At 74.8% G+C, this 25,770-nt stretch carries 27 protein-coding genes and 1 riboswitch; of the genes, 13 read left to right on the top strand and 14 right to left on the bottom strand.

Annotated elements, in window-relative coordinates; genetic code table 11:
* Positions 1–23: 23 nt before the first annotated feature.
* Complete coding sequence (locus ADK60_RS06105; protein ID WP_063783059.1) at positions 24–827, top strand: CBS domain-containing protein; 804 nt, start codon at positions 24–26, stop codon at positions 825–827.
* 160 nt (positions 828–987) lie between these two features.
* Positions 988–1,656 (top strand): LamG domain-containing protein, encoded by a 669-nt coding sequence (locus ADK60_RS06110; protein WP_052709096.1) that lies wholly within the window; start codon positions 988–990, stop codon positions 1,654–1,656.
* Between the two features lie 55 nt (positions 1,657–1,711).
* Here the strand turns inward: ADK60_RS06110 and ADK60_RS06115 are convergent, their stop codons facing one another.
* Positions 1,712–2,077 (bottom strand): hypothetical protein, encoded by a 366-nt coding sequence (locus ADK60_RS06115; protein ID WP_053643863.1) that lies wholly within the window; start codon positions 2,075–2,077, stop codon positions 1,712–1,714.
* Between the two features lie 258 nt (positions 2,078–2,335).
* Between ADK60_RS06115 and ADK60_RS06120 the strand changes: the two genes are divergently transcribed.
* Positions 2,336–2,785, top strand: coding sequence for an SHOCT domain-containing protein (locus ADK60_RS06120; protein ID WP_053643865.1), 450 nt, complete (start codon positions 2,336–2,338; stop codon positions 2,783–2,785).
* A 76-nt stretch (positions 2,786–2,861) separates the two neighbouring features.
* Here ADK60_RS06120 and ADK60_RS06125 read toward each other — a convergent pair whose 3' ends face one another.
* The gene (locus ADK60_RS06125; protein ID WP_030393124.1) at positions 2,862–3,272 is read right to left on the bottom strand and encodes an organic hydroperoxide resistance protein; all 411 of its coding nucleotides are present in this window, start codon (positions 3,270–3,272) and stop codon (positions 2,862–2,864) included.
* 134 nt (positions 3,273–3,406) lie between these two features.
* On the opposite strand from ADK60_RS06125, the gene ADK60_RS06130 reads away from it, so the two are divergent.
* Complete coding sequence (locus ADK60_RS06130) at positions 3,407–3,889, top strand: MarR family winged helix-turn-helix transcriptional regulator (RefSeq protein WP_053643867.1); 483 nt, start codon at positions 3,407–3,409, stop codon at positions 3,887–3,889.
* Between the two features lie 121 nt (positions 3,890–4,010).
* On the opposite strand, the gene ADK60_RS06135 is transcribed toward ADK60_RS06130, so the two are convergent.
* The 7 genes from ADK60_RS06135 to ADK60_RS06165 form a co-directional block, all read right to left on the bottom strand.
* Positions 4,011–4,394 carry a VOC family protein gene (locus tag ADK60_RS06135; protein WP_030393122.1) on the bottom strand — a complete coding sequence of 128 codons (384 nt, stop codon included), beginning with the start codon at positions 4,392–4,394 and terminating at the stop codon, positions 4,011–4,013.
* A gap of 101 nt (positions 4,395–4,495) precedes the next feature.
* On the bottom strand, positions 4,496–5,440 hold the full coding sequence (locus tag ADK60_RS06140; protein ID WP_079008093.1) for an STM4011 family radical SAM protein: 945 nt from the start codon (positions 5,438–5,440) through the stop codon (positions 4,496–4,498).
* Positions 5,437–6,855: an STM4012 family radical SAM protein gene (locus tag ADK60_RS06145; RefSeq protein WP_053643869.1), complete on the bottom strand. Its 1,419-nt coding sequence runs from the start codon at positions 6,853–6,855 to the stop codon at positions 5,437–5,439. The genes ADK60_RS06140 and ADK60_RS06145 overlap by 4 nt, the downstream gene beginning before the upstream one ends.
* Positions 6,852–7,754 carry an STM4013/SEN3800 family hydrolase gene (locus ADK60_RS06150; RefSeq protein ID WP_199839608.1) on the bottom strand — a complete coding sequence of 301 codons (903 nt, stop codon included), beginning with the start codon at positions 7,752–7,754 and terminating at the stop codon, positions 6,852–6,854. Before ADK60_RS06150 ends, ADK60_RS06145 begins: the two co-directional genes overlap by 4 nt.
* 89 nt (positions 7,755–7,843) lie before the next feature.
* Positions 7,844–9,070 carry an STM4014 family protein gene (locus ADK60_RS06155; protein ID WP_053643871.1) on the bottom strand — a complete coding sequence of 409 codons (1,227 nt, stop codon included), beginning with the start codon at positions 9,068–9,070 and terminating at the stop codon, positions 7,844–7,846.
* Between the two features lie 10 nt (positions 9,071–9,080).
* Positions 9,081–10,034, bottom strand: coding sequence for an STM4015 family protein (locus ADK60_RS06160; RefSeq protein ID WP_502687398.1), 954 nt, complete (start codon positions 10,032–10,034; stop codon positions 9,081–9,083).
* A gap of 102 nt (positions 10,035–10,136) precedes the next feature.
* Positions 10,137–11,090, bottom strand: a complete 954-nt coding sequence (locus ADK60_RS06165; RefSeq protein ID WP_053643873.1) for an STM4015 family protein — start codon at positions 11,088–11,090, stop codon at positions 10,137–10,139.
* Between the two features lie 303 nt (positions 11,091–11,393).
* Here ADK60_RS06165 and ADK60_RS48320 point away from each other — a divergent pair, with 303 nt between their 5' ends.
* On the top strand, positions 11,394–12,194 hold the full coding sequence (locus ADK60_RS48320; protein ID WP_502687399.1) for an SCO2400 family protein: 801 nt from the start codon (positions 11,394–11,396) through the stop codon (positions 12,192–12,194).
* Between the two features lie 81 nt (positions 12,195–12,275).
* Here the strand turns inward: ADK60_RS48320 and ADK60_RS06175 are convergent, their stop codons facing one another.
* Positions 12,276–12,797 carry a hypothetical protein gene (locus ADK60_RS06175; protein WP_053643877.1) on the bottom strand — a complete coding sequence of 174 codons (522 nt, stop codon included), beginning with the start codon at positions 12,795–12,797 and terminating at the stop codon, positions 12,276–12,278.
* Between the two features lie 220 nt (positions 12,798–13,017).
* Between ADK60_RS06175 and ADK60_RS06180 the strand changes: the two genes are divergently transcribed.
* Positions 13,018–13,344, top strand: a complete 327-nt coding sequence (locus tag ADK60_RS06180; RefSeq protein WP_045940287.1) for a DUF8820 family protein — start codon at positions 13,018–13,020, stop codon at positions 13,342–13,344.
* A gap of 130 nt (positions 13,345–13,474) precedes the next feature.
* Positions 13,475–14,662, top strand: coding sequence for a DUF6745 domain-containing protein (locus ADK60_RS06185; protein ID WP_234370961.1), 1,188 nt, complete (start codon positions 13,475–13,477; stop codon positions 14,660–14,662).
* Positions 14,663–14,766: 104 nt separating this feature from the next.
* Here the strand turns inward: ADK60_RS06185 and ADK60_RS06190 are convergent, their stop codons facing one another.
* Positions 14,767–14,976, bottom strand: coding sequence for a hypothetical protein (locus tag ADK60_RS06190; protein WP_045940296.1), 210 nt, complete (start codon positions 14,974–14,976; stop codon positions 14,767–14,769).
* Between the two features lie 207 nt (positions 14,977–15,183).
* Between ADK60_RS06190 and ADK60_RS06195 the strand changes: the two genes are divergently transcribed.
* Positions 15,184–16,341, top strand: a complete 1,158-nt coding sequence (locus ADK60_RS06195) for an ABC transporter substrate-binding protein (protein ID WP_053643879.1) — start codon at positions 15,184–15,186, stop codon at positions 16,339–16,341.
* Between the two features lie 93 nt (positions 16,342–16,434).
* Here ADK60_RS06195 and ADK60_RS06200 read toward each other — a convergent pair whose 3' ends face one another.
* Positions 16,435–17,931 carry a bifunctional phosphatase PAP2/diacylglycerol kinase family protein gene (locus ADK60_RS06200; protein ID WP_053643881.1) on the bottom strand — a complete coding sequence of 499 codons (1,497 nt, stop codon included), beginning with the start codon at positions 17,929–17,931 and terminating at the stop codon, positions 16,435–16,437.
* Between the two features lie 183 nt (positions 17,932–18,114).
* Here ADK60_RS06200 and ADK60_RS06205 point away from each other — a divergent pair, with 183 nt between their 5' ends.
* The 3 genes from ADK60_RS06205 (at position 18,115) to ADK60_RS06215 (ending at position 20,246) form a co-directional block, all read left to right on the top strand.
* Positions 18,115–18,867: a lysophospholipid acyltransferase family protein gene (locus tag ADK60_RS06205; protein ID WP_053643883.1), complete on the top strand. Its 753-nt coding sequence runs from the start codon at positions 18,115–18,117 to the stop codon at positions 18,865–18,867.
* 42 nt (positions 18,868–18,909) lie between these two features.
* The gene (locus tag ADK60_RS06210) at positions 18,910–19,416 is read left to right on the top strand and encodes a DinB family protein (protein WP_053643885.1); all 507 of its coding nucleotides are present in this window, start codon (positions 18,910–18,912) and stop codon (positions 19,414–19,416) included.
* 71 nt (positions 19,417–19,487) lie between these two features.
* On the top strand, positions 19,488–20,246 hold the full coding sequence (locus ADK60_RS06215; RefSeq protein ID WP_053643887.1) for a class I SAM-dependent methyltransferase: 759 nt from the start codon (positions 19,488–19,490) through the stop codon (positions 20,244–20,246).
* 77 nt (positions 20,247–20,323) lie between these two features.
* Here the strand turns inward: ADK60_RS06215 and ADK60_RS06220 are convergent, their stop codons facing one another.
* Positions 20,324–21,061, bottom strand: a complete 738-nt coding sequence (locus ADK60_RS06220; protein WP_053643889.1) for a dienelactone hydrolase family protein — start codon at positions 21,059–21,061, stop codon at positions 20,324–20,326.
* Between the two features lie 348 nt (positions 21,062–21,409).
* Between ADK60_RS06220 and ADK60_RS06225 the strand changes: the two genes are divergently transcribed.
* Entirely contained in the window at positions 21,410–22,360 is a 951-nt protein-coding gene (locus tag ADK60_RS06225; protein WP_053643891.1) for an ATP-grasp domain-containing protein, read from the top strand.
* A 45-nt stretch (positions 22,361–22,405) separates the two neighbouring features.
* Here ADK60_RS06225 and ADK60_RS06230 read toward each other — a convergent pair whose 3' ends face one another.
* Complete coding sequence (locus tag ADK60_RS06230; protein ID WP_053643893.1) at positions 22,406–23,752, bottom strand: NAD(P)/FAD-dependent oxidoreductase; 1,347 nt, start codon at positions 23,750–23,752, stop codon at positions 22,406–22,408.
* 256 nt (positions 23,753–24,008) lie between these two features.
* A riboswitch (M-box (ykoK) riboswitch) is annotated at positions 24,009–24,195 on the top strand.
* Positions 24,196–24,553: 358 nt separating this feature from the next.
* On the opposite strand from ADK60_RS06230, the gene ADK60_RS06235 reads away from it, so the two are divergent.
* The gene (locus ADK60_RS06235) at positions 24,554–25,723 is read left to right on the top strand and encodes a magnesium and cobalt transport protein CorA (protein ID WP_053643894.1); all 1,170 of its coding nucleotides are present in this window, start codon (positions 24,554–24,556) and stop codon (positions 25,721–25,723) included.
* Positions 25,724–25,770: the final 47 nt, after the last annotated feature.

The raw sequence follows: 25,770 nt of genomic DNA on the forward strand, positions 1-25,770 counted from the left end.
GGCATGCCACCGTCGAATCAGTGATGACCAGTCCCGTGGTCCGGGTGATGCCCGAGACCGGCTTCCGGGAGATCGTCGCGCTACTGGCCGAGTACGACATCACCGGCGTGCCGGTGGTGGACGACGACGGCCGGCCGCTCGGCATCGTCTCGGAGGCGGACCTGCTGCTCACCCTGGCGGCCCAGGAGGACCAGGGCAGTCTGATGCCACCGCCCGGCGCCGCCAGGCCCGGTCCGGACGGCACCGTCACCGCCGCCGATCTGATGAGCGGACCGGTCGTCTGCATCACCCCGTCGACCAGCGTCGTCGCGGCGGCCCGGTTGATGGGCCGGCACGGTGTGAAGCGGCTGCCGGTGCTGGACGAGGACGGCCGGGTCTTCGCCATGGTCAGCCGGGGGGACCTGCTCCGGGTCTTCCTCCGCGAGGACCGGGTGATCCGCCGGGAGATCGTCGAGGAGGTGCTCGGCCGGGTCGAGGGCGTGAGCCCGGCCCTGGTCGGCGTCGAGGTCGACCAGGGCCGGGTGGTGCTCAGCGGCACGGTGCCGGAGCCGCACCTCGTCCCGATCGTGCTGAACCTCTGCCGCTCGGTGGACGGCGTGGTGTCGGTGACCGACCGGCTGAGTGCCGACACCTTCGGCGGTCTGGGCCCGGAGGACGACTCCCCGGGCGGCGCGGACGGGGCCGGCGGCGGAGCCGGTGGGGGCGGAGGGGGTGGGGGCGCTGAGGGCCCCGGAGGCGGCACCGGAGGGCGCGGGGCCGACGGGCGGGGCGGGGGCGCGCGCAACGGCAGCGCGCGCGGGAGCGACGCGCCTGCGCCGGTCCGCTGACCCGGTACGCCCGCGCATGCGGTCCGTCGCCACGCCGTTCGATCGGGAATCGGCTGGATCCGGAGCGTCCGCTTCGAATATTGCGCTGCGTATCGGGCATATCACCCTGCGTGTGCGGCGGTAGTAGGCCGCCGCGCCGCCGGTGACCGGGGAGGCAGCCGTGGCCGTCGTGTTCGACGCGGACTTCACATCGACCAGCCAGTGGATCGCGGGGCGCAGCAGTGCCTATCCCCGGATGGGGCCGACCAACCGGGGGGACCACAAACTCGACTTCCTCAGCCGCGCGTACTGCCCCGGCGGAGTCTTCACCGCCGTCCGGCGCCACGGCGGCGACCTCTGGACGTGCAATCTGCTGACCACCGAGGGCAGCCCCGAGGGCTTCCAGGTCCGCACCGGAGACGTGCTGAGCGCGCGCATCACCCTGCCCCGCGAGCTCGGCGCCTGGCCGGCGATCTGGACCTGGCGGGACGGCGGCAACGAGATCGACGTCTTCGAGTACCACCCCGACCACCCCGACCTGCTGGAGATCTCCAACCACGTCCGGGGCGGCTATCGCTACTGGCACGGGGCCGAGGCCGGTATAGCCCCCGGCGTGACCTTCGACCTGCGGACGGTCTTCGGCGCCCACTCGGTCGACTGGTTCGTCGACGACACCCTGATCCACGCCGACCGGCGCGGTGTGGGCGCGGACTGGCACGCCTTCCTGATCGTCAACCTGTCCGTCGCGGACGGCACCTACCACGACCGGCCGCCGATCTTCGGGTCCGACCTGCTCAGCTGGACGTGCCACAGCCTGCGGATCGAGCGGGGCGGTCCGGAGGACGCGTGATCGGAGCCAGGGCGTGTCTCGCGGAGCCCGCCCGGCGTGATCCGTAGGGCACGCCCTACGGCGGGAACATCGCCGTCACCAGTCCGCGCGGTCCGGAGCGCTGGAACCAGACCGTGCGGCGGCGCGGCCCGATGTACGCGGGGTGGGTCACATAGAGGTCGTCGCGCGGCGCGGTCTCGTTGCCGGGCGCGAGGGCGGCGTCCACCGCGTCGGCGGCGATGGTGCGCAGCAGCGCTTGGGCCGTGGCCGCCGCGGCGTCGGGGGAGATGGCCAGTGCGGTGAGTTCGTACCAGAGCGCCGTCGAGACGTAGCCGATGGTCGAGTGGCCCAGTGCCGGGTGCGGGCGGTGGTCCGCGTAGCGGAGCAGCGCCCCGGCCGCGACGAGGCGCTCGCGGTCGTCGGCCGGCGGGTGGTGGTTCATGGGGCGAACGCTACCCGGCCGGTGCGGGAGGGTCCGGCTCCAGCGGCTTTCCCGGTCCGGCGGCCACTCGGCGGCGTATGCTCCGTGGCCCTCCTGCGGTCTCCCGCCTCCCGCTCGGCCCCGTGCGGCGGTGGGGCGGGCCCTCCTCACGCCACTCCGACGGGCGGGGGCGCACGATGGTGGTGAGGCGCCGAGCGCCCCGGGGCGGGCCGTCGGTCATGGCGGCCATCCGTGGACCGGGGTGGTCAGGAGGTCGTGATGAGGCACTGGAACGGCCATGGCTACGGTCATGATGTCGGACCCTGGGGCCTGGGCCTGTTCGCGCTGGGACTGCTGCTGGCCGTGGTGGCGCTGGTGGTCGTCGCGGTGCTTCTGGCCCGGAGGTCGCGGGTCGCCGGTCCACCGCCGCCCAAGGGCGTGTGGGGCGGGGCCCCGGGTGGCCCCGGCGGCCCGGGTGGTCCGGCGGGCGGAGTGCTGCCGGCCTGGCCGGCGGCCGAGCAGGTCCTGGCGGAGCGGTTCGCGCGCGGCGAGATCGACGCGGAGGAGTACCGGCACCGCCTGGACGTCCTGCGGGGTGCCGGTGGGCCGCCGGGGGGCGGGCCGCCGGCCGCGCCGTCGGCGCCACCCCCGTTCCCGCCGCCGGGTCCGCCGGACGTGCCGGGTCCGCCGGATTCGCCCCCGCCGTCGCCACCCGGTGGATCGGGCTGACGCGACGGTGCCCCGCCGCGCGGTCGCGCGACGGGGCACCGTCGGTGGTCGGGACCGGCCACGGCTCGGCCGGTGACTACTCGACGACGAGCTCGACCGGGATGTTGCCGCGGGTGGCGCGGGAGTACGGGCACACCTCGTGGGCCTTCTTCACCAGCAGCTGGCCGGTCTCGCCCGCGAGCGCCTCGGGCAGCTCGACCCGCAGCACCACCGCGAGGCCGAAGCCCTCGGCGTCCTTGCCGATGGACACCTCGGCGGTCACTGAGATCTCACCGGTGTCCACCTTGGCCTGCCGGCCGACCAGGCCCAGCGCACTGGCGAAACAGGCGGCGTAGCCGGCGGCGAACAGCTGCTCCGGGTTGGTGCCCTGACCGCTGCCGCCGAGGCCGGGCGGCATCGCCAGCGCGAGGTCCAGCTGACCGTCGGAGCTGACGGTGCGGCCCTCCCGGCCGTTGGCGGTGGCGACTGCGGTGTAGAGCGCGTCCATGGTCCGTTCCCTTCCGTCCTGCGTACGAAGTGGTGGTCCGGCGGCCCGCTCGGGCCGCCTTCCGAAGACAAGTAGAGCACACCATTCAATTGCGCACAACTGAATAGGGCACATGTCGTCGCTACCATGGACCCATGACCGTGCTGCCCGACCTTCCCGACGATGCCGACCTGCTCCTCCTGGACCGACAGATCTGCTTCTCGCTGAACGCGGCTTCCCGCGCCTTCGGCGGTGTCTACCGGGTGTTGCTCAAGGACCTTGGCCTGACTTATCCGCAGTACCTGGTGATGCTCGTGCTCTGGGAACACGGCGAACTGCCGGTGAAACGGATCGGCGAACACCTCCGACTGGACTCGGGGACCCTCTCCCCGTTGCTCAAGCGGTTGGAGGCGGCCGGCCTGGTGCATCGGAAGCGCAGCCCGGAGGACGAGCGCTCGGTCACCGTCAGCCTCACCAACGAGGGTTCCGCGATGCGCGAGCGCGCCGGACAGGTGCCCCGCCGACTGCTGGTCGCGACCGGGCTCCCGGTCGAACAGCTCGCCACCCTGAGGGTGCTGCTGGACCAGGTCACCGAGGCCCTCGACACCGCCGTTCCGGGCCTCGCCGCCGAGGGCTGACGCCCGCAGTGACCCCCCGCTCCTTCGTTCCCCGGCCGGGCACCGCGCAGTGCTGCGCCCGGCCGGGGGCGTGTGCGGTACGTCCGGTCCGGTGCTGTCTGCTGTGAGCGGGTCGGCCGGGTCAGCCGGCGGTGCGCTCGTTCAGGCAGAGGATGTTTCCTTCGCTGTCCTTGAACCAGGCCGCGCGCATGCCGTCGTCCTCGACGACGCCGTCGACCGTCTTCAGGCCGGGCATGTCGTACTCCTCGAACACGACGCCCTTGCCGCGCAGTCCGGCCATCTCCGCGTCCAGGTCGGAGACCTTGAAACTGGCCAGGGTGTGGGCGGCTTGGCCGCCGCTGGGTGTCTCGTAGATGCCGAACTCGCTGCCTCCGCACTCGAAGGTCAGATCGCCGTGCGGGCCGGCGTCCGTGAGCTTGAGGCCGAGGGTGTCGGTGTAGAAAGCCTTCGCCCGGGCCACGTCGGCGGCGGGAATGATCGCCACCAAGGGTGCGTCTCCAAGCATGCTGATCGCCTCCTCCTCCCTCCAGCGTAGGTACGTGGACCGGGACCCGGCCAGGCCGGAGCCCGGTCGGGGCCCAGGTACCCCGCAGCGTGCCGGTGGCGTCACCGGGTGTGCGGGATCCGCTCCAGCACACCGCCCGCGAAGACGTCGTACAGCGGCAGCGTCTCCAGGTGCACATAGCCGATGTGGCAGTCGCAGACCGGTAGCGGGCAGGTCCGTGGGCCGAGCCGGGCCCGGTAGGAGCCGTCGTAGAGGTTGCCCAGCTCCTCGGGCACGAAGTGACAGCGGCGGACCGTGCCGTCGCCGTCCACGGAGACCACGGACTCGCCGGTGCGGCAGGCCCGGCCGGCGCTGGGGTGGGCGTGCCGGCTGTACCCGAAGTGCGGATCGAGGGCGGTCCAGTCGGCCGCCTCGGCGTCGGTGTAGGTCCGGCCTTCGGCGGCGTTGATCCACAGGTAGACCGCCGGGGACAGCTCGGCGCGCAGCCGCCGGGCCGCCGCGAGGTGCTCCGGCTGCCCCACCACGCCGACGCTGTACCGGACGCCGAGCGCGTCCAGCTCGCGGCACTTGGCGAGGAAGCGCTCGTGCTCGACCTGGCCGGGGTGGTAGGTGACCCAGAGCGCGAGGGTGTCGAGGTCCGCCTCGGCCAGCCAACCGGTGCGGCAGCTGAGGTTGCTCTGGATCGCGACCCGCCGCACGTGCGGCAGCCGGCTCAACCCGACCATGGCCCGCCGGTACCAGGACCGCACCAGACCCTCGCCCCAGGGGGTGAACAGCACCGAGAGGGTGTCCCCGGACCCGGCGCGTCCGGCCACCCAGCCGGTGAACCGCTCCAACGCGGCCCGGTCGGAGCGAAGTTGATCGGGCGTGTCGCGCCGCTTGGCGAACGGGCAGTACGGGCAGTCGTAGTCGCAGGAGGCCAGCGGGCCCCGGTAGAGCAGACGGAGGTCGAGCGGCCCGGGCGTCGGGGGCGGGGTGTGCGTCGGGGACGGGGCGGGCCTCGGGGTCGGTACGGGCCCGGGCGCGGGCATGCCGAGGAAGGTCATTTCGCCTCGTACTCCGCCATCAGCGCGCGGACCTCGGGCGAGAACAGCATCGGGCCGACCGCGTCCGAGTGCGCCAGGCCCTCGGGCGAGAGCCTGAGCCGCTCGGCGCGATCCGCCGGACCGGTGGCCGCGCCGCCTGCACCGCCCGCGCCGCCCGTGCCATGGGCGTCCTCGGCCAGCCAGCCGCGGGCGGCGAAGGAGGCGAACTCGGCCGGGAAGTCCTCGGCCGGGGTGCTGCCGAAGCGGTTCCGGTAGTCGGCGAGCGCCAGCCCCTCCGCCTGGAGCAGCGACTGCACGAGGTGCCGGCGCCGGGCCTCCGGCGGAGTCATCGCCCGGCCGACCACCGCGCGGTCGAACCCCGGGGTCGCCACGTAGTCGTCGATGATGCGGCGCACCTCCGTCGCGTCCACCGCGTAGTCGAAGGAGTAGTGCAGACGGGAGGTGTAGGAGCGGGCGCCGCAGCCGAGGCCCACCATGCCGTCCGTCTGGCAGGCGTACTCGCTCACCCCGGCCTGCGGCGCGGCCGACCGGCGGAACATCCGCATCGACACCTGCTCGTAGCCCTGGGCGAGCAGGTGGTCGCGGCCGGCCCGGTAGAGCGCGAGCCGCCGGGTGTCCCACTGGGCGGGGCTCTCCGCCTCCCCGCGCCGGGCCAGGCCGGTCAACGGCCGGACGTACAGCGGGTACAGGTACAGCTCCTCGGGCCGCCAGGCGAGTGCGGCGTCCAGCGAGCGGAGCCAACTCGCCTCCGTCTGGCCGTCGATGCCGTAGATGAGGTCGATGTTGAGGACCGGGAACCCGGCGTCCCGGATCCGGCCCAGCGCGGCCTCGACCTCGGCGCGCTTCTGCGGCCGGACGGCCGAGCGCGCCTCGGCGTCGACGAAGGACTGCACCCCCAGGCTCAGCCGGGTGGTGCCGCGCTCGGCCAGTACGGCGAGGCGGTCGGCGGTGGCCGTGGCGGGGGAGGCCTCGACCGAGAGCGGGATCGCCCGCAGGTCGGCACCCATCCGGTGCTCGGCGATGTCGCAGAGCCGCTCCAGCTCGGCGGCGCTCAGATAGGTCGGGGTGCCGCCGCCGAACGCGGCCAGCGCGAACCCGGCCGCCTCGTCCAGCGCCGCCCGGACGGCACCCGCCTGCCGGTCGAGCGCGTCCAGATAGGCGGTGGTCAGCCCCTCCGGGCCGCCGATCCGGGTGAACAGGTTGCAGAAGCCGCAGCGCACTTCGCAGAACGGGATGTGCAGGTAGAGCGAGAGCGCGTGCTGGGACTCGCCCGCCCACAGCTCGCGCAGCGGCGGACGGTCCGGCAGCTCGCGGTACGCCGTCTTGTGCGGGTAGGCGTACACGTACGACTGGTACGGGGAGGAGCCCGCGGACCCGTCCGGGAGGACGGCCGGCGCGGCGGGGGCGGTGGTCATACGGTCTCCTCGGCGGTCGGGGCGGGTACGGCGGACGAGGTGGGCCCAGCCGCTGTGGCCGACGAGGCCGACGAGGCCGGCACGGCCGGTGCGGTCGTCGCGGGCAGCGTGAAGTGGGCGTACGGCACCGTCCAGACCACCTCGTGGCCGATCCGGTGGCCGGTGTAGCCGTCCTCCCCGTAGGCCGTGCCGTGGTCCGAGCAGACGATCGCGAAGCACGGCCGCCGCGCGCTCATCGCCGCGAACAGTCGGCCGATGTGGGCGTCCACGTACTCCAGCGCGGCGGCGTGGCTCTCCCTGCTGTCGCCGTGCTCGCGGGTCGCGCCGGGCAGGTGGAACCAGTTCGGCTGGTGCAGTGCCGGGACGTTGACGAACAGGAACAGCGGCTGCCCGTCGGGCTGCTCGGCCGCCACCCGCTCGGCCCGGTCGACCTGTGCCTCGAAGGACGTCGGCGAGGGGACGCCCATCTCGGGCGCCCAGTGGCTCTCCTGGAACAGCCCCGGCAGCACCGAGCCCAGCGGGCCCTGCTTGTTGAAGAAGCCGACGCCGCCGATGCAGACCGTCCGGTAGCCGGCGGCGGCGAGCGCACCCGGCAGGTCGGGGGCGTCGAACACCCAGGTGCGCGGCGCGGTGCTCTCCGACCCGGCGAACCGGGCGGCGAACAGCCGCGGGTGCGGCCCGCCGGGCGAGGCCGGGGTCGGCAGGAAGCCGGCCAGGATCGCCTGGTGGGCGGCGTAGGTGAAGCTGCCGGGGGAGTGCCGCCGCTCCCAGCGCCCGCCGGGCAGGTGGGCGGCCAGGTGCGGGATCCGCCCGGCGGCGGCCAGTTCCTCGGCGACGTCGAAGCGCAGGGTGTCCAGGGTGATCAGCAACAGGTCGTGGCTGCCCACCACGGCGTTCATGTCGGGTTCGGCGGGAGCCGGGGAGCTGCCCGGGGCCGAGGTCGGGTCGGCGTCCGTGGTCGGGTCGGTGGCGGCGGTGCGGTGGCTCATCAGGGCTGTTCCGTAGGTGGGTGGTTCGGGTGAGTCGGGTATGTCGAGTGCGTCGCCGGGTCCGGCGCACCGGGCGGTGCGGCCGCCGGCGGGACGGCGCCGAGCGCGGCGAGCTGGGCGGCGTAGGTGTCGAGGCCCTCCGCCGGCCCGCCCGCCAGGCCGGTGAGCCGGGGCAGCAAGTCCCCGAAGGCGTTGACCTCGCCGACCACCGTGCGCCGCCAGGCGGCGGTCGGCAGGACGTCGACGCCGACCATCAGCGACCTCGGGAAGCAGGCGGCCGCCCGCTCCGCCGTCTCCAGGAGGTCCGGCCAGGCCGGTCCGGCGGCCTCCCGGGCCAGCTCCAGGCTGCCCCGGGCACCGCCGAGGTGGAGGTTGGTCATCGGCCGGTCGCTGGTGCGGACCACCGCATGGGTCGCCCGCCCGGCGACCACCACGACCCGCAGGTCGGCCGAGCGGCCCGACTGGGAGGCCTTCGGCACCCACTGCTCGACGTGCAGGCCGTCCGGGGCGAGCCGGTCGACCAGCTCCGCCACCTGCCGTTCCTCCTGGTAGCGGCGGACCCGCAGCGAATTGTGCATCCGGCCGTCGGCGAGCTCCACCGAGGTGGTGGCCCGCAGCTGGCCGCGCGGCCCGAACTCCAGCGCCACCACGCCCGAAGCGGAGGAGCCGTGGGACGGTTTGACGAAGACCCGGCGCAGCCCGGCGGCGTCCAACCGCGCCCTGAGGTCCTCCCAGCCGGTGACGGCGCCGCCCTCCAGGGCGCGCGGCACCGGGACCCCGGCCGCCGACAGCAGGGCGTGCGTCCGCCGCTTGTCGAACATCACGGCGATCTCCTCCGGATCACCGAGCAGCCCGACCCCCGGCGTCGCGGCCAGCGTGCGCAGCGCGGCCGTCACCCCGGCGTACCAGGCCGCGCCGCCCTCGACCCGGGTCGCCGCGTACTCCGCGCCGAGCACCGGGCCGCGCAGCAGCGCGTCCACCGCTTCGTCCTCGCCCGGGGACTCGATCCGCAGTACGGTGCCCGGCGACAGCCGGTGGGTGCCGCGCAGCAGATCGATCCAGGGCAGGACGGCGGGCTCGGGCAGCCCGGCGGCCCGGGCGGCGGCCGCGAACAGGGCCACCCGGCGGTGGCCGGGATTGCCGAGCACGGTCAGCCGCCCGTCCGGCGGAAGCCGGTGGACCGCCCGGTCCGGAGCCGGGCCGATGGCCCGCGGGGTCGTCAGCATCGGCCCGCGCCTACTCGGAGACCTCGACGTAGCGCCACTCGTCCTCGTCCTCCTCCTCGGCGTCGGAGAGGTCGACGCCCACGCCCGGCAGGGCCTCCCTGACCCGCTCCTGCATGGCCTCGCTGAGGTAGTGGTGGTGCAGGTCGAGGCTCTTGAGGTGGGTGAGCGGCTGGCCGTCCAGCAGCGCGGCCGCGCCCTCGTCGCTCAGCACGCCCATGGACAGGCTCAGCGTGCTCAGCTGCGCCACCACGGGGGCGTGCGCGACGGCGGCGGCGATCTCGTCCTGGAACTCGCTGTTCTGCAGGCCGAGGTGGCGCAGCGCCGGCAGCCGGGTGCCGGTCAGCAGCGGCGCGACGTCGTCGATCGTCGCGTCGCCGCCGTACTCGTCGACGCCGAACCACAGCTCCAGGCTCTCCAGGGCGGGAAGTTCACTCGCGGCGACGCCCCGGACCACCTCGGCCGGCAGCCCGCCGGTCTCGATCCGCAGGCGGGTCAGCCGCTCGTGCCGGAAGGGTTCGAGCCCCAGCCCGTTGCCGCCGCGCACCACGAGGTCGGTCAGCCCGGGGAACGCCGTCAGGGCCGGGGTGACGTCGGACATCTCCAGCCAGGAGATCTCGCAGTCCTCGTACCAGACGTCGCCGATGACCAGGCCCTCCAGGGCGGGGAACCGGTCGGCGTCGGCGACGATCCTGGTGAGCGCCTCGGACACCGGGGTGTAGTCCTGGGTCCACCAGGGGCCGAGGAGCAGCCCGCGGACGGTGGCCGGGTCGACCGCCTCCAGGAAGGCGGACCAGAGGACGTCGAAACCGCCCTCCGCGCCGTACGCCACGGCGAGCCGCCAGGCGACGGTGCCCGGCTCCGGGAGCTCGATCCGGTCACCCCGGTTGCCCCGGTGGGGCTTGTCGACCGAGAAGTCGACGACCGGCAGGTGGAGGAAGCGGTCGACGGTGCTGGTGATGATCACGGGTGCCCCCTGAGCGGCGATTGCGGCGACTTCGGCGAGTGCGGGAACGGTCGGACGGGGTGGCCGGGGCGGCCGCTGGAGGACGCGCCCCGGGCGGGCGGACTACTCGGCCACCGCCACGTACTGCCACTGATCGTCGGGCTTGCCGGCCTCGGAGAGGTCGAGCTCGACCCCCGTCAGGGCCTCGCGCAGTCGCTGCTGCATGCCCTGGCTGAGGTAGTGGTGGTGCAGGTCGAGGTGCTTGAGGTGGGTCAGCGGCTGGCCGTCCAGCAGCGCCGTCGCGCCCTCGTCGGTGAACACGCCCATCGACAGGTTCAGCGACTCCAGCCGGGCCACCACGGGGGCGTGCGCGAGGGCGGCGGCGATCTCGTCCTGGAACTCGCTGTTCTGCAGGCCGAGGTGGCGCAGCGCGGGGAACCGGCCGCCGTCCAGGAACGGGTCCAGATCGGCCGGGCGGGTCGTGCCGCCGTACGCCTGCACGCCGAGCCAGAACTCCAGCCGCTCCAGCGCGGGCAGCTCGCTCGCCGCGACCGCCCGCGGCACCTCCCCCGGGAGGCCGCCCGACTCGAAGCGCAGCGCCCGCAGGTGCTCGTGCCGCAGCGGCTGGAGTGCCACGCCGGTGCCCTCCGCGTACTCGCCGGAGGCACCGCGCACCACCAGCTCGGTGAGCAGCGGGAAGGTCGTCAGCACCGGTGTCACGTCGACCATCTCGATCCAGGAGATCTCGTTCTCCTCGTACGTGATGTCGCCGATGAACAGCCCGCGCAGCGCGGGCAGCCGATCGGCCGCCCCCAGGAGGGCGGCCAGCGGTCCGGCGAAGCTCACCGGGCCGTCGCACGACCACTCGCCGACCACCACGGCCGTGACCGAGCCGGTGTCCACCCGGTCGAGGAACTGCCCCCAACGGGCGGGCCAGTCCTGCTCGGAGTCGAACTCGATGCCGATCTTCCAGGCGACCGCGCCCGGTTCAGGCAGCTCGCCGCCCGCGTCGACGGCCGTGACGAAGTCGAAGACCGGCAGGCCGTGGAAGTCCTCGATGTGCTTGTTGACCGTCATGCGCTGCTCCTGGGGCGTCGGTGCGGGCCGAACAACTGTCTACCAGCCCGGACCGACAATCCCCCGGCCGGGTCGCCTCCGGATCGCTCCCCGGGCTGTCCTGGGGGAAGCGGCGGGCCGTGGGCGACCGGTGGGTGGTGTGCGGTCGACTGACACGGCATCTCTCCAGAAGCCTCACAGGGAGGCATGGCACCCCCGCGGTCGCGCTGCCTAGGCTCCGCATGTGCACGACGATGTGCGCGGCCGGCGGCGAAGGACGGCGACCGGTGTGAGTCTGCTGTCCGGCAGCACGGGAAAGATCCTATGAACTACTGCGCTCCCTGCCGCCGTCATCTGAACGGCGCTCTGGCCTGCCCCGGTTGCGGGGCGCCCGCGACCGGCCCGGACCGACCCGCGCCGCCCGGCTCCCAGGCCGGGGCGTCCGCGCGTCCGCTGCCGGAACCGGCGGGACCGGCCGCGCCCGGTGGCGGCCCGGGCCCCGGTGGTCCGGGCTCCCGGCGGACGGCGGGGCGTACGCGACGGATCCGGCGGACGCGGCGGCGGCCGGGGCGGATCGTGGTGTCCGTGCTCGGTGCGGCGGTGCTGGGGCTCGGGGCGGCGACGCTGGTGGCGAACGGCTCCGAAGGCGTGCCGGCCGAGGCGGCGGCGCCGGTCCCGGCCACCACCGGGGCACCGGGAAGCGGTTCGGCCCCGGGGCCGACGGTGTCCACCGCTCCGGCGGTGACGGCCCCGGCCCCGGTCCCGTCGACCACCCGGCCTCCCGCGAGCAGGACGGCGTCCGCACCCGCCTCCGGGTCGCCCTCGGGGTCCGGCCCCGCCGCTCCGTCGCCCTCGGCGGGCAAGGACGGTGGGGCCACGGCGTCGGCCACCGGAGGCTTGCCGGGCCAGGGAGTGCCCGCTCCGGCGGCGCCCGTCCCGGCGGTTCCGAGCACCGCCCCGCCGACGGCACCGCCCTCGGCGCCGGGCCCGCCCCCGTCGGCCGGCGGCACGCCCTCGGGGACCGGTACGGGTACCGCCACCGCGACTGCTACCGGCACGCCGTCCGGCACGCCCACCCCGCGGCCGACGCCCACCTGCACACCGTTCCTCTTCTGGTGCACCTGAGGGCGCCGACGCCCGGCCGCGCCAGCCGCGTGGGGTACGCCGGGCTGAACCGGGCCGACGCGGCCGGGCGGTGGCAGAGGCTCAGGAGGCGTACAGCTCCCGGATCTCGTTGATCCTGCCCTCGCCGTCCAGCGCGATCTCGTAGTTCAGACCGGAACTGCACACGCCCGCGTCGGGGGTGCGGTCCAGGCACGCCCCGATGTGGTTCCACAGCTCGCCGACCACCACGGTCCTGTACTGGCCGGACGCGGGCTGGAGCTGGGCTTTGACCTCCGGGGCGAACATCAGGTTCTTCTGGGGCCCGGCCGGCTCCCACTTCCCGTCGTTGACCGTGCAGGTGTAGCCGGTCTCCTGGTAGGTCACGGTGTCCTGGCGCGGCTGCTTGACCGGGTGGATCACCCGGCGGTTGCCGTTGGGCTTCGGCGTGGCGCAGGCACCCCCCGGTGCACCGGCGGACGGCTGGGCCGCGGACGAACCGGCGGCCGCGGACGGACCGGCGGGCGCGGCCCCGGTCCCGGAACCGTCGTCGGGGCCGCAGGCGGCGAGGGTCAGGACGGCGGTGGCTGCGGCGGCGGCGGCCAGGGCGGTACGACGAGACGACATGGTGACAGATCCCCCTGCTGGTACATGTGCTGGTGGTGCATATGCTGGTCGGCCCCGCAGGCCGACGGTCGCACAGACTAGCGACCGTCACGGACCATCAGTCCCGGCAGCCCCGGTGTTCCACCGAGGTCACTCGGGCACCGGGGCCGTTGTCGGACCCCTGCCCTATGGTCCGTGGTGTGGGAATCCGATGCGTCGTCGATTCGGCGAGGGAGAGCTGATGTTCCGTCAGGGTGACGTGCTGCTGGTGCCGGTGGAGAAGGAGGCCGTCCCGTCCCGGGTGGCCTCGCTGGCCGGGCAGCCCAGGGACGCGCGGGGGCGGCTGGTGCTGGCGCTGGGCGAGGTGACCGGGCACGCGCACGCCGTGGTCGGGCCGGGGGAGCTGCGGCGCGAGGCGGGTCCGTTCGGGGTGGCGTGGCTGCACCTGCCGGAGGGCGGCCGGGTGGTGCACGAGGAGCACGCGGCGATACCGCTGCCCAAGGGCTGGTTCCGGGTGGTCCGTCAGCGCGAGTACGCGCCGGGCGCGGTGCGGATCGTCGCCGACTGACGGCGGCCCGCGCGCGGGTGCGCGCCGGGCGGCGCACGAGGTGGGGAAGCACGACGAGGCGGGGCGGGCGTACGGCGTCCGCACTACGGCCGGGCGGGGTGCCCGGTCGGGAACGGAGAGGGTGATGGGGATGGGGACCGGACAGGCGACAGCGGCCGTGGCGGCGGCCGATGCGGCGGCGTCGGCCGAGGTGACGGCTGTGGTGACCGCCGAGGTGACCGCCGAGGTGACGGCTCGTTGGCGGGCGACCGCCGCTGCCACCGGCCCGGCCGACCGGGCCGGCGTCGAGCGGGCGGTGCGGGCCGCGTACCGGGCCGCCGGCCTGGCCGAACCGGCCGACATCAGGTGGTTCGGCTCGCCGCTGGCGGCGGCGGAGGCGGCCCTGGAGCTGCGCGCGGCCGGGGCCTCGACCGTCCGGGAGGCGGTCAGGACCCTGCCGTGGGACGCGGTCCGCCGACAGGCGGTCGAGCGGACCGGCGCGGTCGGCTGGCCACCGCTCTGGGCGCTGACCGGCGGCGAGCTCGGCCCGGTGACCAACGCGCTCGCCGACCGGATCCGCGGCGCCCTGCTCGACCGGCTCGCCCCCGACCCGGCCGCCGAGGACGTCCCGCCGGGGGATGCCGGGGTGGCCCGCGAGCGCCGCACCGCCGCCAGGCTCGCGCTGCTCGACGCCGTGCGGGGCCAGCACGACGCGCCCTGGTTCGCCGCCTTCGAGGCCGCCGGAGTGCTGGGCGCGGCGCCGGACGGTGCGCCGGGCGCGGTGGCTGCCGCCGGCGAGGGGATCGCCGCGCTGGCCGAGGTGGCACGTACCACCGGCTGGTGGTGGCCCTACGCGGACACGGTGCTGATCAGCGAGCGCCCGATCGCCCTGCACCGCGACGAGGCCGGCCGGCTGGACCGCGCCGACGGACCGGCCCTCGAATACTCCGACGGCTTCGCCCTCCACGCCTGGCGGGGCATGCCCGTCCCCGCCGAGTTCCTGGCCGGGCTCGGCACCGTCACCGTCGAGCGGATCCGCACCGAGGAGAACGCCGAGCTGCGCCGCGTGCTGCTGGAGCACTACGGCTACGAGCGCTACCTCGCCGACTCCGGCGCCGAGCCGCTGCACCGGGACGCGACCGGTGTGCTCTGGCGGATCCAACTGCCGGACGACGAGCCGGTGGTGATGGTCGAGGTGGTCAACTCGACCGCCGAGCCGGACGGCACCTTCCGCACCTACTGGCTGCGGGTGCCGCCGGACACCAGGACCGCCCGGGCCGGCGTGGCCTGGACCTTCGGCACGACCGAGGCGGAGTACCGGCCGCAGCGCGAGACCTGAGCCTGAGCGGGGGCCGGGCGCGGGGGGACACGGCACCGCCCGCGCCGGGGACTGGCGCGGGCGGTGCGGTTCCGTGGTGGAACCGGGGGACAGAAGGGTCAGGGTCAGTGGACGTCGATGCCGTCGAAGGATCCGATGATGGCATCACCGCCGACGTTGGTGATCTCGCCGCCGGCGAGCTGGTTGCCGGTGCCGATCACGGTGATGGTGGTCGTGTGCACGGTCACCTCGTCGTCGGCGAAGGCCTGGGTGGGGATGGAAATGGCGCCGACGGCGGCGATGAGGACGGCGAACGTACGGACAGTGCGGTACATGACGTAAATCCCTTCGTGGACAAACGGTGCTTCGAACCCTAGGGACCGGTCCGGTGCAAAAGGGGGGAATGTCACCTGAACGGGGTGAGTTGCGTGTCGCCGGGGCGGTTGCGTCGTGGGGCGCGGCGGCCTCCACCGGCCCGCGCCTGGGTAGGCTGCGCGTCCTGATCATGAACCGCTGAAATGATCACGGGGAGAGAGCACCGCATGAACACAGCACCGGACCCGCGCGGGCCGAACGAGCCGCACCGGCCGCACCGGCCGCCCCGGCCGCCCGGGGCGGCGCCCGCCGACGGAGCGTCGGTCCGGATCGGGGCCCTCGTGCCGCTGACCCGCCCCGGCTGGGTCGCGGCGGGCCGGCACCTGCTCGCCGGACTCGACCTGGCCGCGCGCGAGGTCAACGACGCCGGGGGGATCGCCGGCCGGCCCGTCGAGCTGGTGGTCCGCGACACCGCCGCCGATCCCGGGCGGGCCGAGGCGGCCGTGGACGAACTGGCCGGTCTGGGGGTGGCCGCCCTGGCGGGGGAGTACCACAGCGTGGTCGCGCGCGCCGCGGCCGCCCGGGCCGAGGCCCTCGGCCTGCCCTTCCTGTGCTCCTCCGCGGTGCTCGACGCGCTCGCCGACGGGCCGGCCGAACGCGTCGCCCGGCTCGCCCCGGCACAGTCGCACGGGTGGCGCGTCTACGCGGACTTCCTCCTCGGCGCGGGCCACCGCCGGATCGCCGTGGCGGCCGACCCGAGCGTCTACTGGGCCTCCGGGACCGCCATCCTCCGGGACCGGATCACGGCAAGCGGCGGCACCCTCGTCGAACTCGACCTGCGCACCCTCACCCCCGAGGGCGTCTGCGGGGAGCTCGCCGCCGACGGTGCGACCGCCCTCGTGCTCCTGGCCGGCCACCCCGACCCGGCGGTGCCGATCGTCCGGGCCGTCCGCCGGGACCGGCGCCTCGCCGGGATCCTGATCGGCGCTCCGGCCGGCCAGCCGGAACTCGCCGACTGGGCGACGCTGCTGGGCCAGGACGGCGCCGGGGTACCGTTCCTGCGCTACCTGCCCGAACACCTCGGCCCGCTCGGCGCCCGCGTCGGGGCGGCGCTGCGCGAGCAGTTGGGCGAGGAGCCCTCCTTCGTCGCCTTCGAGGGCTACGACACCGTCACCGTGCTCGCCGGGATGCTGCGCTCGCACGGCGCCGACCGGGCCCGGCTCGCCGATGCCTGGCCGTCGGTCGAGGTCGAGGGCACCCGGGGGTCGGTACGGTTCTCCCGCGCGCCGGGCATCGGTGTGTGGCAGTGGGCCTGGGCCCCGGTCCAGGTGGCCGATCGGGACCCGGCGGACCCCGGCCGCTTCCGGGTCCTGCACACCGGCTGAGCGCGCCGACCGGGCACGCCGACTGGGCAGGCCGACCGGGCACGCCGACCGGGCACGCCCGGGGACGGCGGGCGTCGCCGTCGGCGCCGGTGCTCAGCCCTCGGCGGGCCGGTAGACCGTCAACGCCCGCCCGGACTTGGCCAGCCGGAGCGGGCCCGCCGCGGGCACCGACTCCCCGTCGACCGCCATCCGGTCGGCGTCGCCCAGCCCCTCCAGGTCGAGCGCCCGGAGCCGGGCCGCGTGGTACACCCGGGACCGGGCGAGGGTGCCGGACAGGAACGCGGCGGCGAGCCTGGTCCTGGCGAGCGGCTGGCCCGCGTCGACCACCCGGACGTCCAGCAGGCCGTCGGCGAGTCCGGTCCGGTGGGTCGGGGCGAAGCCCGGCGGGTCGTAGGCGCCGTTCCCGGCGAACAGCAGCCACAGTCGCCGGTCCCGCCCGCCGGCCCGGACGGTGACCGGCTCACCGTTCACCAGCACCTTCGCGGTGGCCACCGCGAGGGCCGGCCACTTGCCCATCCGGCCCTCCAACGACTCCCGCAGCTGGACCAGTTCGGGGTAGACACCGAGGCTGAAGGTGTTGAGGAAGTACCGCTGCCCGGTACCGTCGGCGGCCAGCCCGAGGTCCACCCCGCACGCGCTGCCGGCGGTCACGGCCGTCGCCGTCGCCTCGAAGTCCTCGATGCCGAGATCCACCGCGAAGTGGTTGAGCGTGCCGCCGGGGAACACCGCCAGCGGCAGGTCCCGCTCCACGGCCAGCCCGGCCGCCAGATTGACGCTGCCGTCGCCGCCGCAGACCCCGAGCGCCCCGCCCGCGGCCGAGGCCCGGTCGGCGGCCTCGGCGAGGAGGGCGGGCAGGTCGTCGTCGGGCCCGCAGAGGCGGACCTCGGCGCGGGGCAGCAGGTCGCGCAGCACGGTGACCGTCTCCTCGGGGCCGTAGGTCGTCAACGCGCCGCTGCCGGAGCCCGAGTTGACCACCACCGACAGGCCCTGCCCCTCGGGCAGCGCCGGAGCGGAGCGGCGCGCGGGCCCGGCGGTGGGCCGCAGGTGCGAGGAGCGGGGCCACCAGCGCAGCGTCAGCGCGGCGAGGGCCGAGCCCAGCGCGAAGCCGGCCAGGACATCGCTCGGGTGGTGCGCGCCGGTGTACACCCGGGAGACACCCACGGCCAGCGCGACCGGCGCCACCACGGCCGCCGCCGCCGGGGACTCGATCGCCACCGCCGTCGCGAAGGCCGCCGCCGAGGCCGAGTGCCCCGAGGGGAAGGAGGTGGTGATCGGCTGGCGCAGCAGCCGACGGGCGGCGGGAATGTGGTCGAGCGCGGGCCGCGGGCGCCGGGTGAGCTGTTTGGCGGCCACATTGGCGGTGTACGAGGCGAGCGCCAGCGCGCTGATCCCGCGCAGTGCCGCCCGCCGTCCGCTCCGCCCGCCGATGGCCCCGAGCACGGCGGCCGTGCCGAACCACAGTTTCCCGTGGTCGGCGGCGTGACTGGCCCGGCGCAGCCAGGGGCCGACCCGTGACCCGGCCCCGAAGGGGCGCTCGGACACGGCGATTCGATGGAACAGTGCCTGGTCGATGACGTCCAGTCGCCTCATCCGACCGAGCCTAGACGAGGTCGGCGCAGGGCGCGCGCCGAGCGGTCGGCGCGGGGGCGGCCCACGGCTCCCCGGAGCACCCGGCCCGGCTTGAGTACGGGTACTCAGGCGCCGTCCGGCGCACCCGAGCAGACTGACGGACAGCACCCCGCTCCCGCCGTCACCGAGGACGCACCCCACGCCATGCTGAGCCGCACCGCTGCCCTCCTGCTGCCCGCCTTCGGCCGCCTCCGCATCACCGCCGACCCGGCCCCCGCCGCCGCTCCCACCACTACCGCCACCTCGGAAGCGGCCCAAGCGGCCCCCACCGTCGCACCGGGAAGCATCGTCGCGGCCAACCACACCTCGCTCGCCGACCCCGTCGTGGTGCTCGCCGCCCTGCACCGGCTCGGTGCCCGGCCGGTCGTGCTGGCCACCGCCGGCCTGTGGCGGATCCCCCTGCTCGGGACACTGCTGCGCCACGAGGGGCACATCGCCGTCCACCGGGGCACCGCGCGGGCCGCGGAGTCGCTCGACGCGGCGGCCGAGGCGCTGGCGGCCGGGCGGGTCGTGCTGATCTACGGCGAGGGCGGGCTGCCGCGCCGCCGGGACTCCGGCGAACTGCCGCCCGGCTCCTTCCGCAGCGGCCTGGCCCGCCTCGCCCACGCCACCGGCGCACCCGTCGTCCCGCTCGGCCAGGCCGGCTCCCGCCGCCTCACCTCGGGCGGGACGGCGAAGCAGCTCGCCGGCCTCGCCACCGCCCCGGTCCGCCGCCCCGGCCTGTTCGTCCACCTCGGCGCCCCGCTCCACCTCTCCGCCGACACCGCCGAGGCGACCGCCCGCGCCCACCGGGCCGTCACCGCCGCCTGGACGGCCGCCAGTCGGCACGCCGCAGGTCACCGCGCCGCGGCCGGCGATGCCGCCGCCGGGCACGCTCCGGAATCGACCCGTCCGTAAACATGTCGACAGCGGTCGTGCGAATGGGGATGCTGTCCCACGATGACCAGAATCGACGACACGCCTCCCGCCTGGGACGAGCGCACGCAGCTGACCACCTTCCTCGACTACGCCCGTGACACCACCCGCGCCAAGTGCGAGGGCGTCTCCCCGGAGAACGCGCGCAAGGCACTCCTGCCGGGTTCACCGCTGATGACCCTGAGCGGGCTGGTGAACCACCTCCGCTGGGTCGAGTACCACTGGTTCCAGGTGGTCTTCCTCGGTGAGGAGGACCAGGGCCCCTGGACGGACGAGGACCCGGACCGCGAAATGCGGATCGGTGTCGACTTCCCGCTGGCGCAGCTGCTCGACGAGTACGCCGAACAGAGCGCCCGCTACCGCGAACTGGTCGCCGCGAGCGACCTGGCCGACCGGGCGAAGCGGCCGATCCGCAACGGTCTCCACGTGGACCTGCGCTGGATCCTTCTCCACCTCACCGAGGAGACCGCCCGCCACAACGGTCACCTCGACATCCTGCGCGAACTGCTCGACGGCACCACCGGGGACTGACCCGCCCCGACCCCCTCCGGGGGGCTCTGCCGCGGCGGCGGACCGGTGGGCGGTGGGGGAGGATGAACGGCATGGAGCGAATGTTCGAGGAATTGGTGGCCGAGGCGGCCGGGGCGTCGGTCGACGGCTGGGACTTCTCCTGGCTGGACGGCCGGGCGAGCGAGGAGCGCCCGTCCTGGGGGTACCAACGGCTGCTCGGCGAGCGGCTGGCGCACGCGTCGGCGGCGCTGGACGTGCAGACCGGGGGCGGCGAGGTGCTGGCGGGGGTCGCCGGGAGCTTCCCGCGGACGATGGTCGCCACCGAGTCGTGGCCGCCGAACGTGGCCAAGGCGGCGGCACTGCTGCACCCGCTCGGCGCGGCCGTGGTGGCCGACCCGGACGAGCCGCCGCTGCCCTTCGCCGACGGCTCCTTCGACCTGGTGACCAGCCGTCATCCGGTGACCGTGTGGTGGTCCGAGATCGCCCGGGTGCTGCGCCCCGGCGGCAGCTACCTGGCCCAGCACGTGGGGCCGGCCTCGGTGTTCGAGCTGGTCGAGTACTTCCTCGGGCCGCAGCCGGAGGCGCGCCTGGCCCGGCGGCCGGAGGACGACGCGGACGCCGCCCGGGCCGCCGGTCTCGACGTGGTCGACCTGCGCTCGGAGCGGCTGCGGATCGAGTTCCGGGACATCGGCGCGGTGGTGTGGTTCCTGCGCAAGGTGATCTGGATGGTGCCGGGGTTCACCGTCGACGCCCACCGGGAGCGGCTGCGCGAACTGGACGCCCGGATCCGGGCGGAGGGGCCGTTCGTCGCCCACTCCGCCCGGTTCCTGGTCGAGGCCCGCAAGCCCTGAGAGCGCGCCCTGCCGCCGTGGTCGACCACGGCGGCAGGGCGACGCTCAGCGTCCGCCGGCGGCCCGAAGGCCCGGCCTCACCTCAGGTGCCGGCCGAAGAACTGCGCTGCGGCGTCCCCCGCGAACTGCGGGACGCCGGTGTGCCCGCCGAGATTGGCGTTCAGCGTCTTCTCCGCGGAGCCGAACGCGTCGAAGAGGTCCAGGGACGCCTGCCGGTCGTTCCCCTCGTCGTCCCACTGCAGCAGGACGTGCAGCGGAACGGTGACCCGGCGGGCCTCCTCGACCGTGGCGGCGGGCACGAAACTCCCCGCGAACAGGACGGCGGCCGCGATGCGCGGCTCGACGAGCGCCAGTCGGGTGCCGATGGCGATCACTCCCCCCGAGTACCCGACCGGGCCGCCGATCCCGGGCAGTGCGAGGAGGGCGTCCAGGGCCGCCCGCCACTCCGGGACGGCCTGCTCGACCAGCGGGAGGACGAGCCGGTCCACGATCTCGGGGCCGACCGGTTCGCCGGCCGCCATGGCCCGGCGCAGATCGGCGCGGGCCTGCTCGGTGACGGCGGAACGGGGCCGGTCGCCGCTGCCGGGGAGTTCGACGGTGGCCGCGGCGAAGCCGTCCGCGGCGGACTGCCGGGCCCGGTCCAGCAGTCGGGGGTACATCCGCTGCAGTCCGCCGGGGTGGCCGAGCAGGATCAGCGGTACCGGAGCGGAGGGCGACGCGGACGCGGGCGTCCAGAGGATGCCGGGGATCCCGTCGAGGGTGAATTCGCGTTCGAGGACGCCGTCGTCGAGGCGCTGCTCGGAGGTGAATCGCATGGTCGTGCCTTTCGGGAGTGCTCTTGAAGGCGCTCCCGGACGACCTATCGCCCGACCATGACTCCGGAAGGGAGCACCCATGTCGATACTGCGTTCACGGGTACCACCTCCTCGTTCTCTCGCACGGCCACCGGGAATCTAGCAGCGGCCGCCCCGGCCCGCCAACCGGTTTTTCCCCGGGGTGGTGTGGTGCTGGGTCCGTCGGCGCGGCGCCGCGGGGCGTCGACATGGCGCCGCGGTTAACGCGCGGCACCGTTCGGGCACACGCGAATCCTCCCGGGGCACCTTCCCCGGGCAAGTTCCGGGAACCCCTTGCCTGGGCATGTTCGCGACATGTTCCATGGGGTCATGGGGCGCAGCGAGCTCGTTCTGATGACCGATCACAGCTCGACCGAAGGCAGCCGGGAGACACTGGCCACCGCGGTGCGGCGGCTGACCGGGCAGGCGCCGTTCCTGCTCGACGCGCGGCACTTCATGACCGGCGGCGCGGCCGGTCCCGCCGGTGGCGGACGGGTGCGGGGCACCGGCGACGGGGTCGCCCTCGAAGTCCCGGCCGAGGGTCTCGCGCTGACCGCCAGGACGGTGCTCCTGTACGAGATACCGCCGCACCGCCGCCACGAACTCGCCGACTGCCAGCGGCTCCTGCGCGAACACCGGGTCCGCTCGCTCGGCACCGCCGCCGACGGCTGGCGGGCCGCCACCGACAAGCGCCTCACCGTCGAGTGCTTCACCCGGGACGGCGTCCGCCAGATGCCCACGGTCACGCTCGAGCGGCCCACCCGGGCCGAGGCCGCCGAGGTGTTCGAACGGCTCGGCGGCGACGTCTGGGCCCGCCCGGCCCTCGGCATGAGCGGGCAGGACGTCTTCCACGTCACCACCCGCGCCCAGCTCGCCGAGGCGGCCGAGCGCTACGTCGAGGCCGGTACCGCCTGGCTGCTCGCCGCCGACGCCCGCAACTTCACCGCGGACGGCCGGCGCCACCAGTACCGGGTGACCGTGCTCGACGGCCGGGCGCTCCGCGCCGTCGAACACGTGCAGGACGACCCGGACGAGCCCTGCAACCTCGCCCGGGGCGCCGTCTCCACCCCGCTGCCGGTCGAGGCGCTGCCCGCCGGGCTGGCGGAGCTGGCGGTCGCGGCCACCCGCTCGGTGGGGCTGCCGTTCGCGGCGGTCGACCTCGCGGGGGAAAGCGGCGGGGCGGTCTTCGAGGTCAACGTCCACCCGGCGTTCGGCTCGCCCGGCGCGCTGGAGGCGGTCGCCGTGCCGTACGTCGCCGCCCACCTCGGGCCGACGGTCTGACCGGCACCCGTTCCCTGCCTGTTCCCGCTCGCCCCTGCTTGACGCTCAGCCGCTGCGCAGCACCGCCGAGAGGACGGCGGGGCGGAACAGCGCCGTCGGCGGGGCGACCAGCGACATCACCTCGTGGAACACCGCCGTCACCCGCGGGTCGCTCGCCGCGCCGGCCAGCACCCGGTCCAGGAAGCGGTGCCGGGCGCGCAGCAGCGCCCCGGACGGCCCGCCCGTGGTCGCCGCGAAGCGCACGTCCTCCGCTGAGGACATCGCCCAGGCGTTCTTCGACACCGCCGCCACCGCCCGCCGGGCCGCCCGGGCCGTCGCGGGCCCGATCCCGCCGTGCCGCAGCGCGGCCCGCCGCAGCTCCCCGGCCTCCAGCGCCGCCACCGAAATGCCCTGCCCGTAGACCGGGTTGAAGGTGCAGGTGGCATCCCCGACCACCACCAGCCCCTCCGGCGCGCGCTGCTCGTAGTGCCGCCGCACCCCCGGACCGGGGATGAAGCCGCGTACCGCGCCGAGCGGCTCCGCGCCCTCCAGGGCCTCCCGCATCCGCGGATCGCGCAGCAGCCCCAGCTGCCGGGCGAACCCGGCCTCGCCCGGTGCCGGCTCGCCCCCGCGCATCCCGCCGACACTCACGATCCAGCGATCGCCCTCGACCGGCAGCAGCACCCCCAGGTACGGCGTGTCCGGCGCCTTGCACTGCAGATACAGCGCCGACCAGTCGGCGGGGGCGTCGGCCGGGCGCCGGAAGATGCGGCTCGCGTAGACGATGCCCGCGTCCACCCGATCCTCGGGCGGCGGCGGGCAGCCGAGCTCCCGCAGCCAGTCCGCCATCGCCGACGTCCGGCCGGTCGCCTCGACCACCAGCTCGGCGGGCAGCTCCCGGACGGCGCTCCGGTCGGCGCCGTGCCCGCGCTCCCGGACCCGGACCCCGGTCACCGCGGCCGCCGAGCCGGTCAGCCCCACCGCCTCCGTGCCCTCCAGGAACTCGATCGACGGCTCGGTCCTGACCCGCTCCAGCACCACGGTGTCCAGCACCGGCCGGGTGCAGGAGTAGAACGCCAGCTCGGCCGGGTACTCGGCCATCCACCCGGCCGCGCTCAGCCACCGCAGATCACCCGAAAGAGCGACCCGTACGGCGCCCGCCGCCCGCAGCTCCTCCCGGGTGCCGGGCATCAGCTCCTCCAGCACCCGGTGCCCGGCCTCCAGGAGCAGATGCGGATGCCGCCCCTGCGGCAGCCCCGCCCGGAACTCCGGGCCGTCCGGGTACCGGTCCCGCTCCACCACCACGATCCGCTCGGCGGCACCGCGCAGCGCCCAGGCGGCCAGCGTTCCCGCCAGACCGCCGCCGATCACCACCGCCGTGCCCCGTCCGGGGCCGGTCTCCAAGGAAGCCATGTCACGAAGGGTAGGGGAGCGAATGCGCCGCCGCGGATGCCCGCGTCCGCACCGGAAGGAGGTGAACCACCGGCTCCAACAAGCGAATTGACGTCTCCTCGGACCGGCGCGCGCCGGAGTGCACCCGGAGCGCGGAGCACCCGCACAAGCCCTCCGCGGGCCCCGCGCACCGACCGTCGCGCGCTCCGCGCCGAGTCCTGGTCGCACCCCTGGTCGAACCACCCCTCGACCGGGTACTAGACTCGGAGAGGTTGTGAAGGCACCTCGTTCGGTGAGGCGTCGCCATGGACACAGGCCACTGACCCCACGACGTCGAGAGACGCCCAGGGTCAGGACAGGTCTCCCCGGCCTAAGGGGTGACCCCAAGTGGCTGCACCCCTCGGGACCATCCCGGGTGCTACGCCGTGGCGTGCCAAAGCTCTGACGAGATCAAGGGGTGCCCACCCGACGCTGCGGCGCCCGTGCGCGCCCGCTCGGCGGTGTGGAGCCTCCTGGTGACCCGGTTACGGCGACCCCGCACGGGCGCCCCGACGGCGAGGAGGTGAGAGCGATGGAGTGCAGTAGTAGTCCGGGTCGAAGTAGGCCCCTCCCCAGGACGTCCCTCACTTCTCCCGGCACCCGGTGCCCCTCCTCCCGTACCGCTCCCGACCCACGCCGTCGCACCGCCCGCCGCTGATCCGGCGCGCCGCGCGGCCAGGGCGCCGTGCGCGGTGGAGGACGACCGGGCGCCCCCCGCCTGCCCCGCACCCCCGACCTGCAGTGTCCGGTGCGGCGGCCCCCGAACCGCGGAGGTACCCCGTCATGTCCGACTGGCGTGTGCGCGCAGTGCGTGCGAGCAAGCTCCCCTTCACCCGAACCAACCCGGCCGGCGGCACCACGCCCGCCCAGCCCGCCCCCGAGCACTCGATGGACCCGCGCCCGGACCAGCCGGTCGAGCACGTGAGCCTGGAGCGCTCCGTCGTCGACGCCGGCGTCTACCGCGACGGCCACCGGGTCGCCTCCGCCACCGACCTCGCCGGCGTCTACCGCGAACTGCCCGGCAAGCCCGGCACGATGGCCTGGATCGGCCTCTACCGCCCCGCCGAGGCCCAGCTGCTGGAGGCCGCCGAGCGGTTCAACCTGCACGAACTGGCCGTCGAGGACGCCATCGTGGCCCACCAGCGCCCCAAGCTGGAGCGCTACGGCGACACCCTCTTCGTGGTGCTGCGCGCCGCCCGCTACCTGGACGACGTGGAGGAGGTCGACTTCGGCGAGATCCACCTCTTCGTCGGCCCCGACTTCGTCCTCACCGTCCGCCACTCCCAGGCCCCCGACCTCTCCACGGTCCGCCGCCGCCTGGAGGCCGACCCCGAACTCCTGGCCCTCGGCCCCGAGGCGGTGCTCTACGCCGTCCTGGACGCCGTGGTGGACGGCTACGCCCCGGTCATCGCCGGCCTCCAGCACGACATCGACGAGATCGAGACCGAAGTCTTCGGCGGCGACCCGCAGGTCTCCCGGCGCATCTACGAACTCTCCCGCGAGGTCATCGAGTTCCAGCGCGCCACCAGGCCACTGCTGGAGATCATGCAGAGCCTGGAGGCGGGCTTCGAGAAGTACGGCACCGACGAGGAACTCCGCCGCTACCTGCGCGACGTCGCCGACCACGCCACCTACGCGGCCGAGCGCGTCGACGGCTTCCGCCAGATGCTCCAGAACATCCTCACCGTCAACGCCACCCTGGTCTCCCAGCGCCAGAACGAGGAGATGAAGCAACTCGCCGAAGCCGGCCACGTCCAGAACGACGAGATCAAGAAGATCTCCTCCTGGGCCGCCATCCTCTTCGCCCCGACTTTGATCGGAACGGTCTACGGCATGAATTTCACCACCATGCCCGAACTCCAGTGGGCCTTCGGCTACCCCTTCGCGATCGCCCTCATGGCCCTCGTCTGCACGAGCCTCTACTTGATCTTCAAGCGCCGCAACTGGCTCTAGCGGCCACCGCCCCGGCCGAGGGCCGGGGCGGTGCGGAACCCGGACTT

Source organism: Streptomyces sp. XY431 (assembly GCF_001279805.1).
Classification (GTDB): domain Bacteria; phylum Actinomycetota; class Actinomycetes; order Streptomycetales; family Streptomycetaceae; genus Kitasatospora; species Kitasatospora purpeofusca.

Bases quoted from the DNA above. Each gene is read 5' to 3' on its own strand.
- ADK60_RS48320 (WP_502687399.1), top strand. From the start codon at position 11,394: ATGAACTACTGCGCTCCCTGCCGCCGTCATCTGAACGGCGCTCTGGCC.
- ADK60_RS06195 (WP_053643879.1), top strand. From the start codon at position 15,184: ATGAACACAGCACCGGACCCGCGCGGGCCGAACGAGCCGCACCGGCCG.
- ADK60_RS06145 (WP_053643869.1), bottom strand. From the start codon at position 6,855: ATGACCACCGCCCCCGCCGCGCCGGCCGTCCTCCCGGACGGGTCCGCG.
- ADK60_RS06150 (WP_199839608.1), bottom strand. From the start codon at position 7,754: ATGAACGCCGTGGTGGGCAGCCACGACCTGTTGCTGATCACCCTGGAC.
- ADK60_RS06215 (WP_053643887.1), top strand. From the start codon at position 19,488: ATGGAGCGAATGTTCGAGGAATTGGTGGCCGAGGCGGCCGGGGCGTCG.
- ADK60_RS06130 (WP_053643867.1), top strand. From the start codon at position 3,407: ATGACCGTGCTGCCCGACCTTCCCGACGATGCCGACCTGCTCCTCCTG.
- ADK60_RS06175 (WP_053643877.1), bottom strand. From the start codon at position 12,797: ATGTCGTCTCGTCGTACCGCCCTGGCCGCCGCCGCCGCAGCCACCGCC.
- ADK60_RS06210 (WP_053643885.1), top strand. From the start codon at position 18,910: ATGACCAGAATCGACGACACGCCTCCCGCCTGGGACGAGCGCACGCAG.
- ADK60_RS06185 (WP_234370961.1), top strand. From the start codon at position 13,475: ATGGGGACCGGACAGGCGACAGCGGCCGTGGCGGCGGCCGATGCGGCG.
- ADK60_RS06220 (WP_053643889.1), bottom strand. From the start codon at position 21,061: ATGCGATTCACCTCCGAGCAGCGCCTCGACGACGGCGTCCTCGAACGC.
- ADK60_RS06225 (WP_053643891.1), top strand. From the start codon at position 21,410: ATGGGGCGCAGCGAGCTCGTTCTGATGACCGATCACAGCTCGACCGAA.
- ADK60_RS06105 (WP_063783059.1), top strand. From the start codon at position 24: ATGACCAGTCCCGTGGTCCGGGTGATGCCCGAGACCGGCTTCCGGGAG.
- ADK60_RS06125 (WP_030393124.1), bottom strand. From the start codon at position 3,272: ATGGACGCGCTCTACACCGCAGTCGCCACCGCCAACGGCCGGGAGGGC.
- ADK60_RS06180 (WP_045940287.1), top strand. From the start codon at position 13,018: ATGTTCCGTCAGGGTGACGTGCTGCTGGTGCCGGTGGAGAAGGAGGCC.
- ADK60_RS06200 (WP_053643881.1), bottom strand. From the start codon at position 17,931: ATGAGGCGACTGGACGTCATCGACCAGGCACTGTTCCATCGAATCGCC.
- ADK60_RS06120 (WP_053643865.1), top strand. From the start codon at position 2,336: ATGAGGCACTGGAACGGCCATGGCTACGGTCATGATGTCGGACCCTGG.
- ADK60_RS06140 (WP_079008093.1), bottom strand. From the start codon at position 5,440: ATGACCTTCCTCGGCATGCCCGCGCCCGGGCCCGTACCGACCCCGAGG.
- ADK60_RS06115 (WP_053643863.1), bottom strand. From the start codon at position 2,077: ATGAACCACCACCCGCCGGCCGACGACCGCGAGCGCCTCGTCGCGGCC.
- ADK60_RS06235 (WP_053643894.1), top strand. From the start codon at position 24,554: ATGTCCGACTGGCGTGTGCGCGCAGTGCGTGCGAGCAAGCTCCCCTTC.
- ADK60_RS06205 (WP_053643883.1), top strand. From the start codon at position 18,115: ATGCTGAGCCGCACCGCTGCCCTCCTGCTGCCCGCCTTCGGCCGCCTC.
- ADK60_RS06230 (WP_053643893.1), bottom strand. From the start codon at position 23,752: ATGGCTTCCTTGGAGACCGGCCCCGGACGGGGCACGGCGGTGGTGATC.
- ADK60_RS06190 (WP_045940296.1), bottom strand. From the start codon at position 14,976: ATGTACCGCACTGTCCGTACGTTCGCCGTCCTCATCGCCGCCGTCGGC.
- ADK60_RS06165 (WP_053643873.1), bottom strand. From the start codon at position 11,090: ATGACGGTCAACAAGCACATCGAGGACTTCCACGGCCTGCCGGTCTTC.
- ADK60_RS06155 (WP_053643871.1), bottom strand. From the start codon at position 9,070: ATGCTGACGACCCCGCGGGCCATCGGCCCGGCTCCGGACCGGGCGGTC.
- ADK60_RS06135 (WP_030393122.1), bottom strand. From the start codon at position 4,394: ATGCTTGGAGACGCACCCTTGGTGGCGATCATTCCCGCCGCCGACGTG.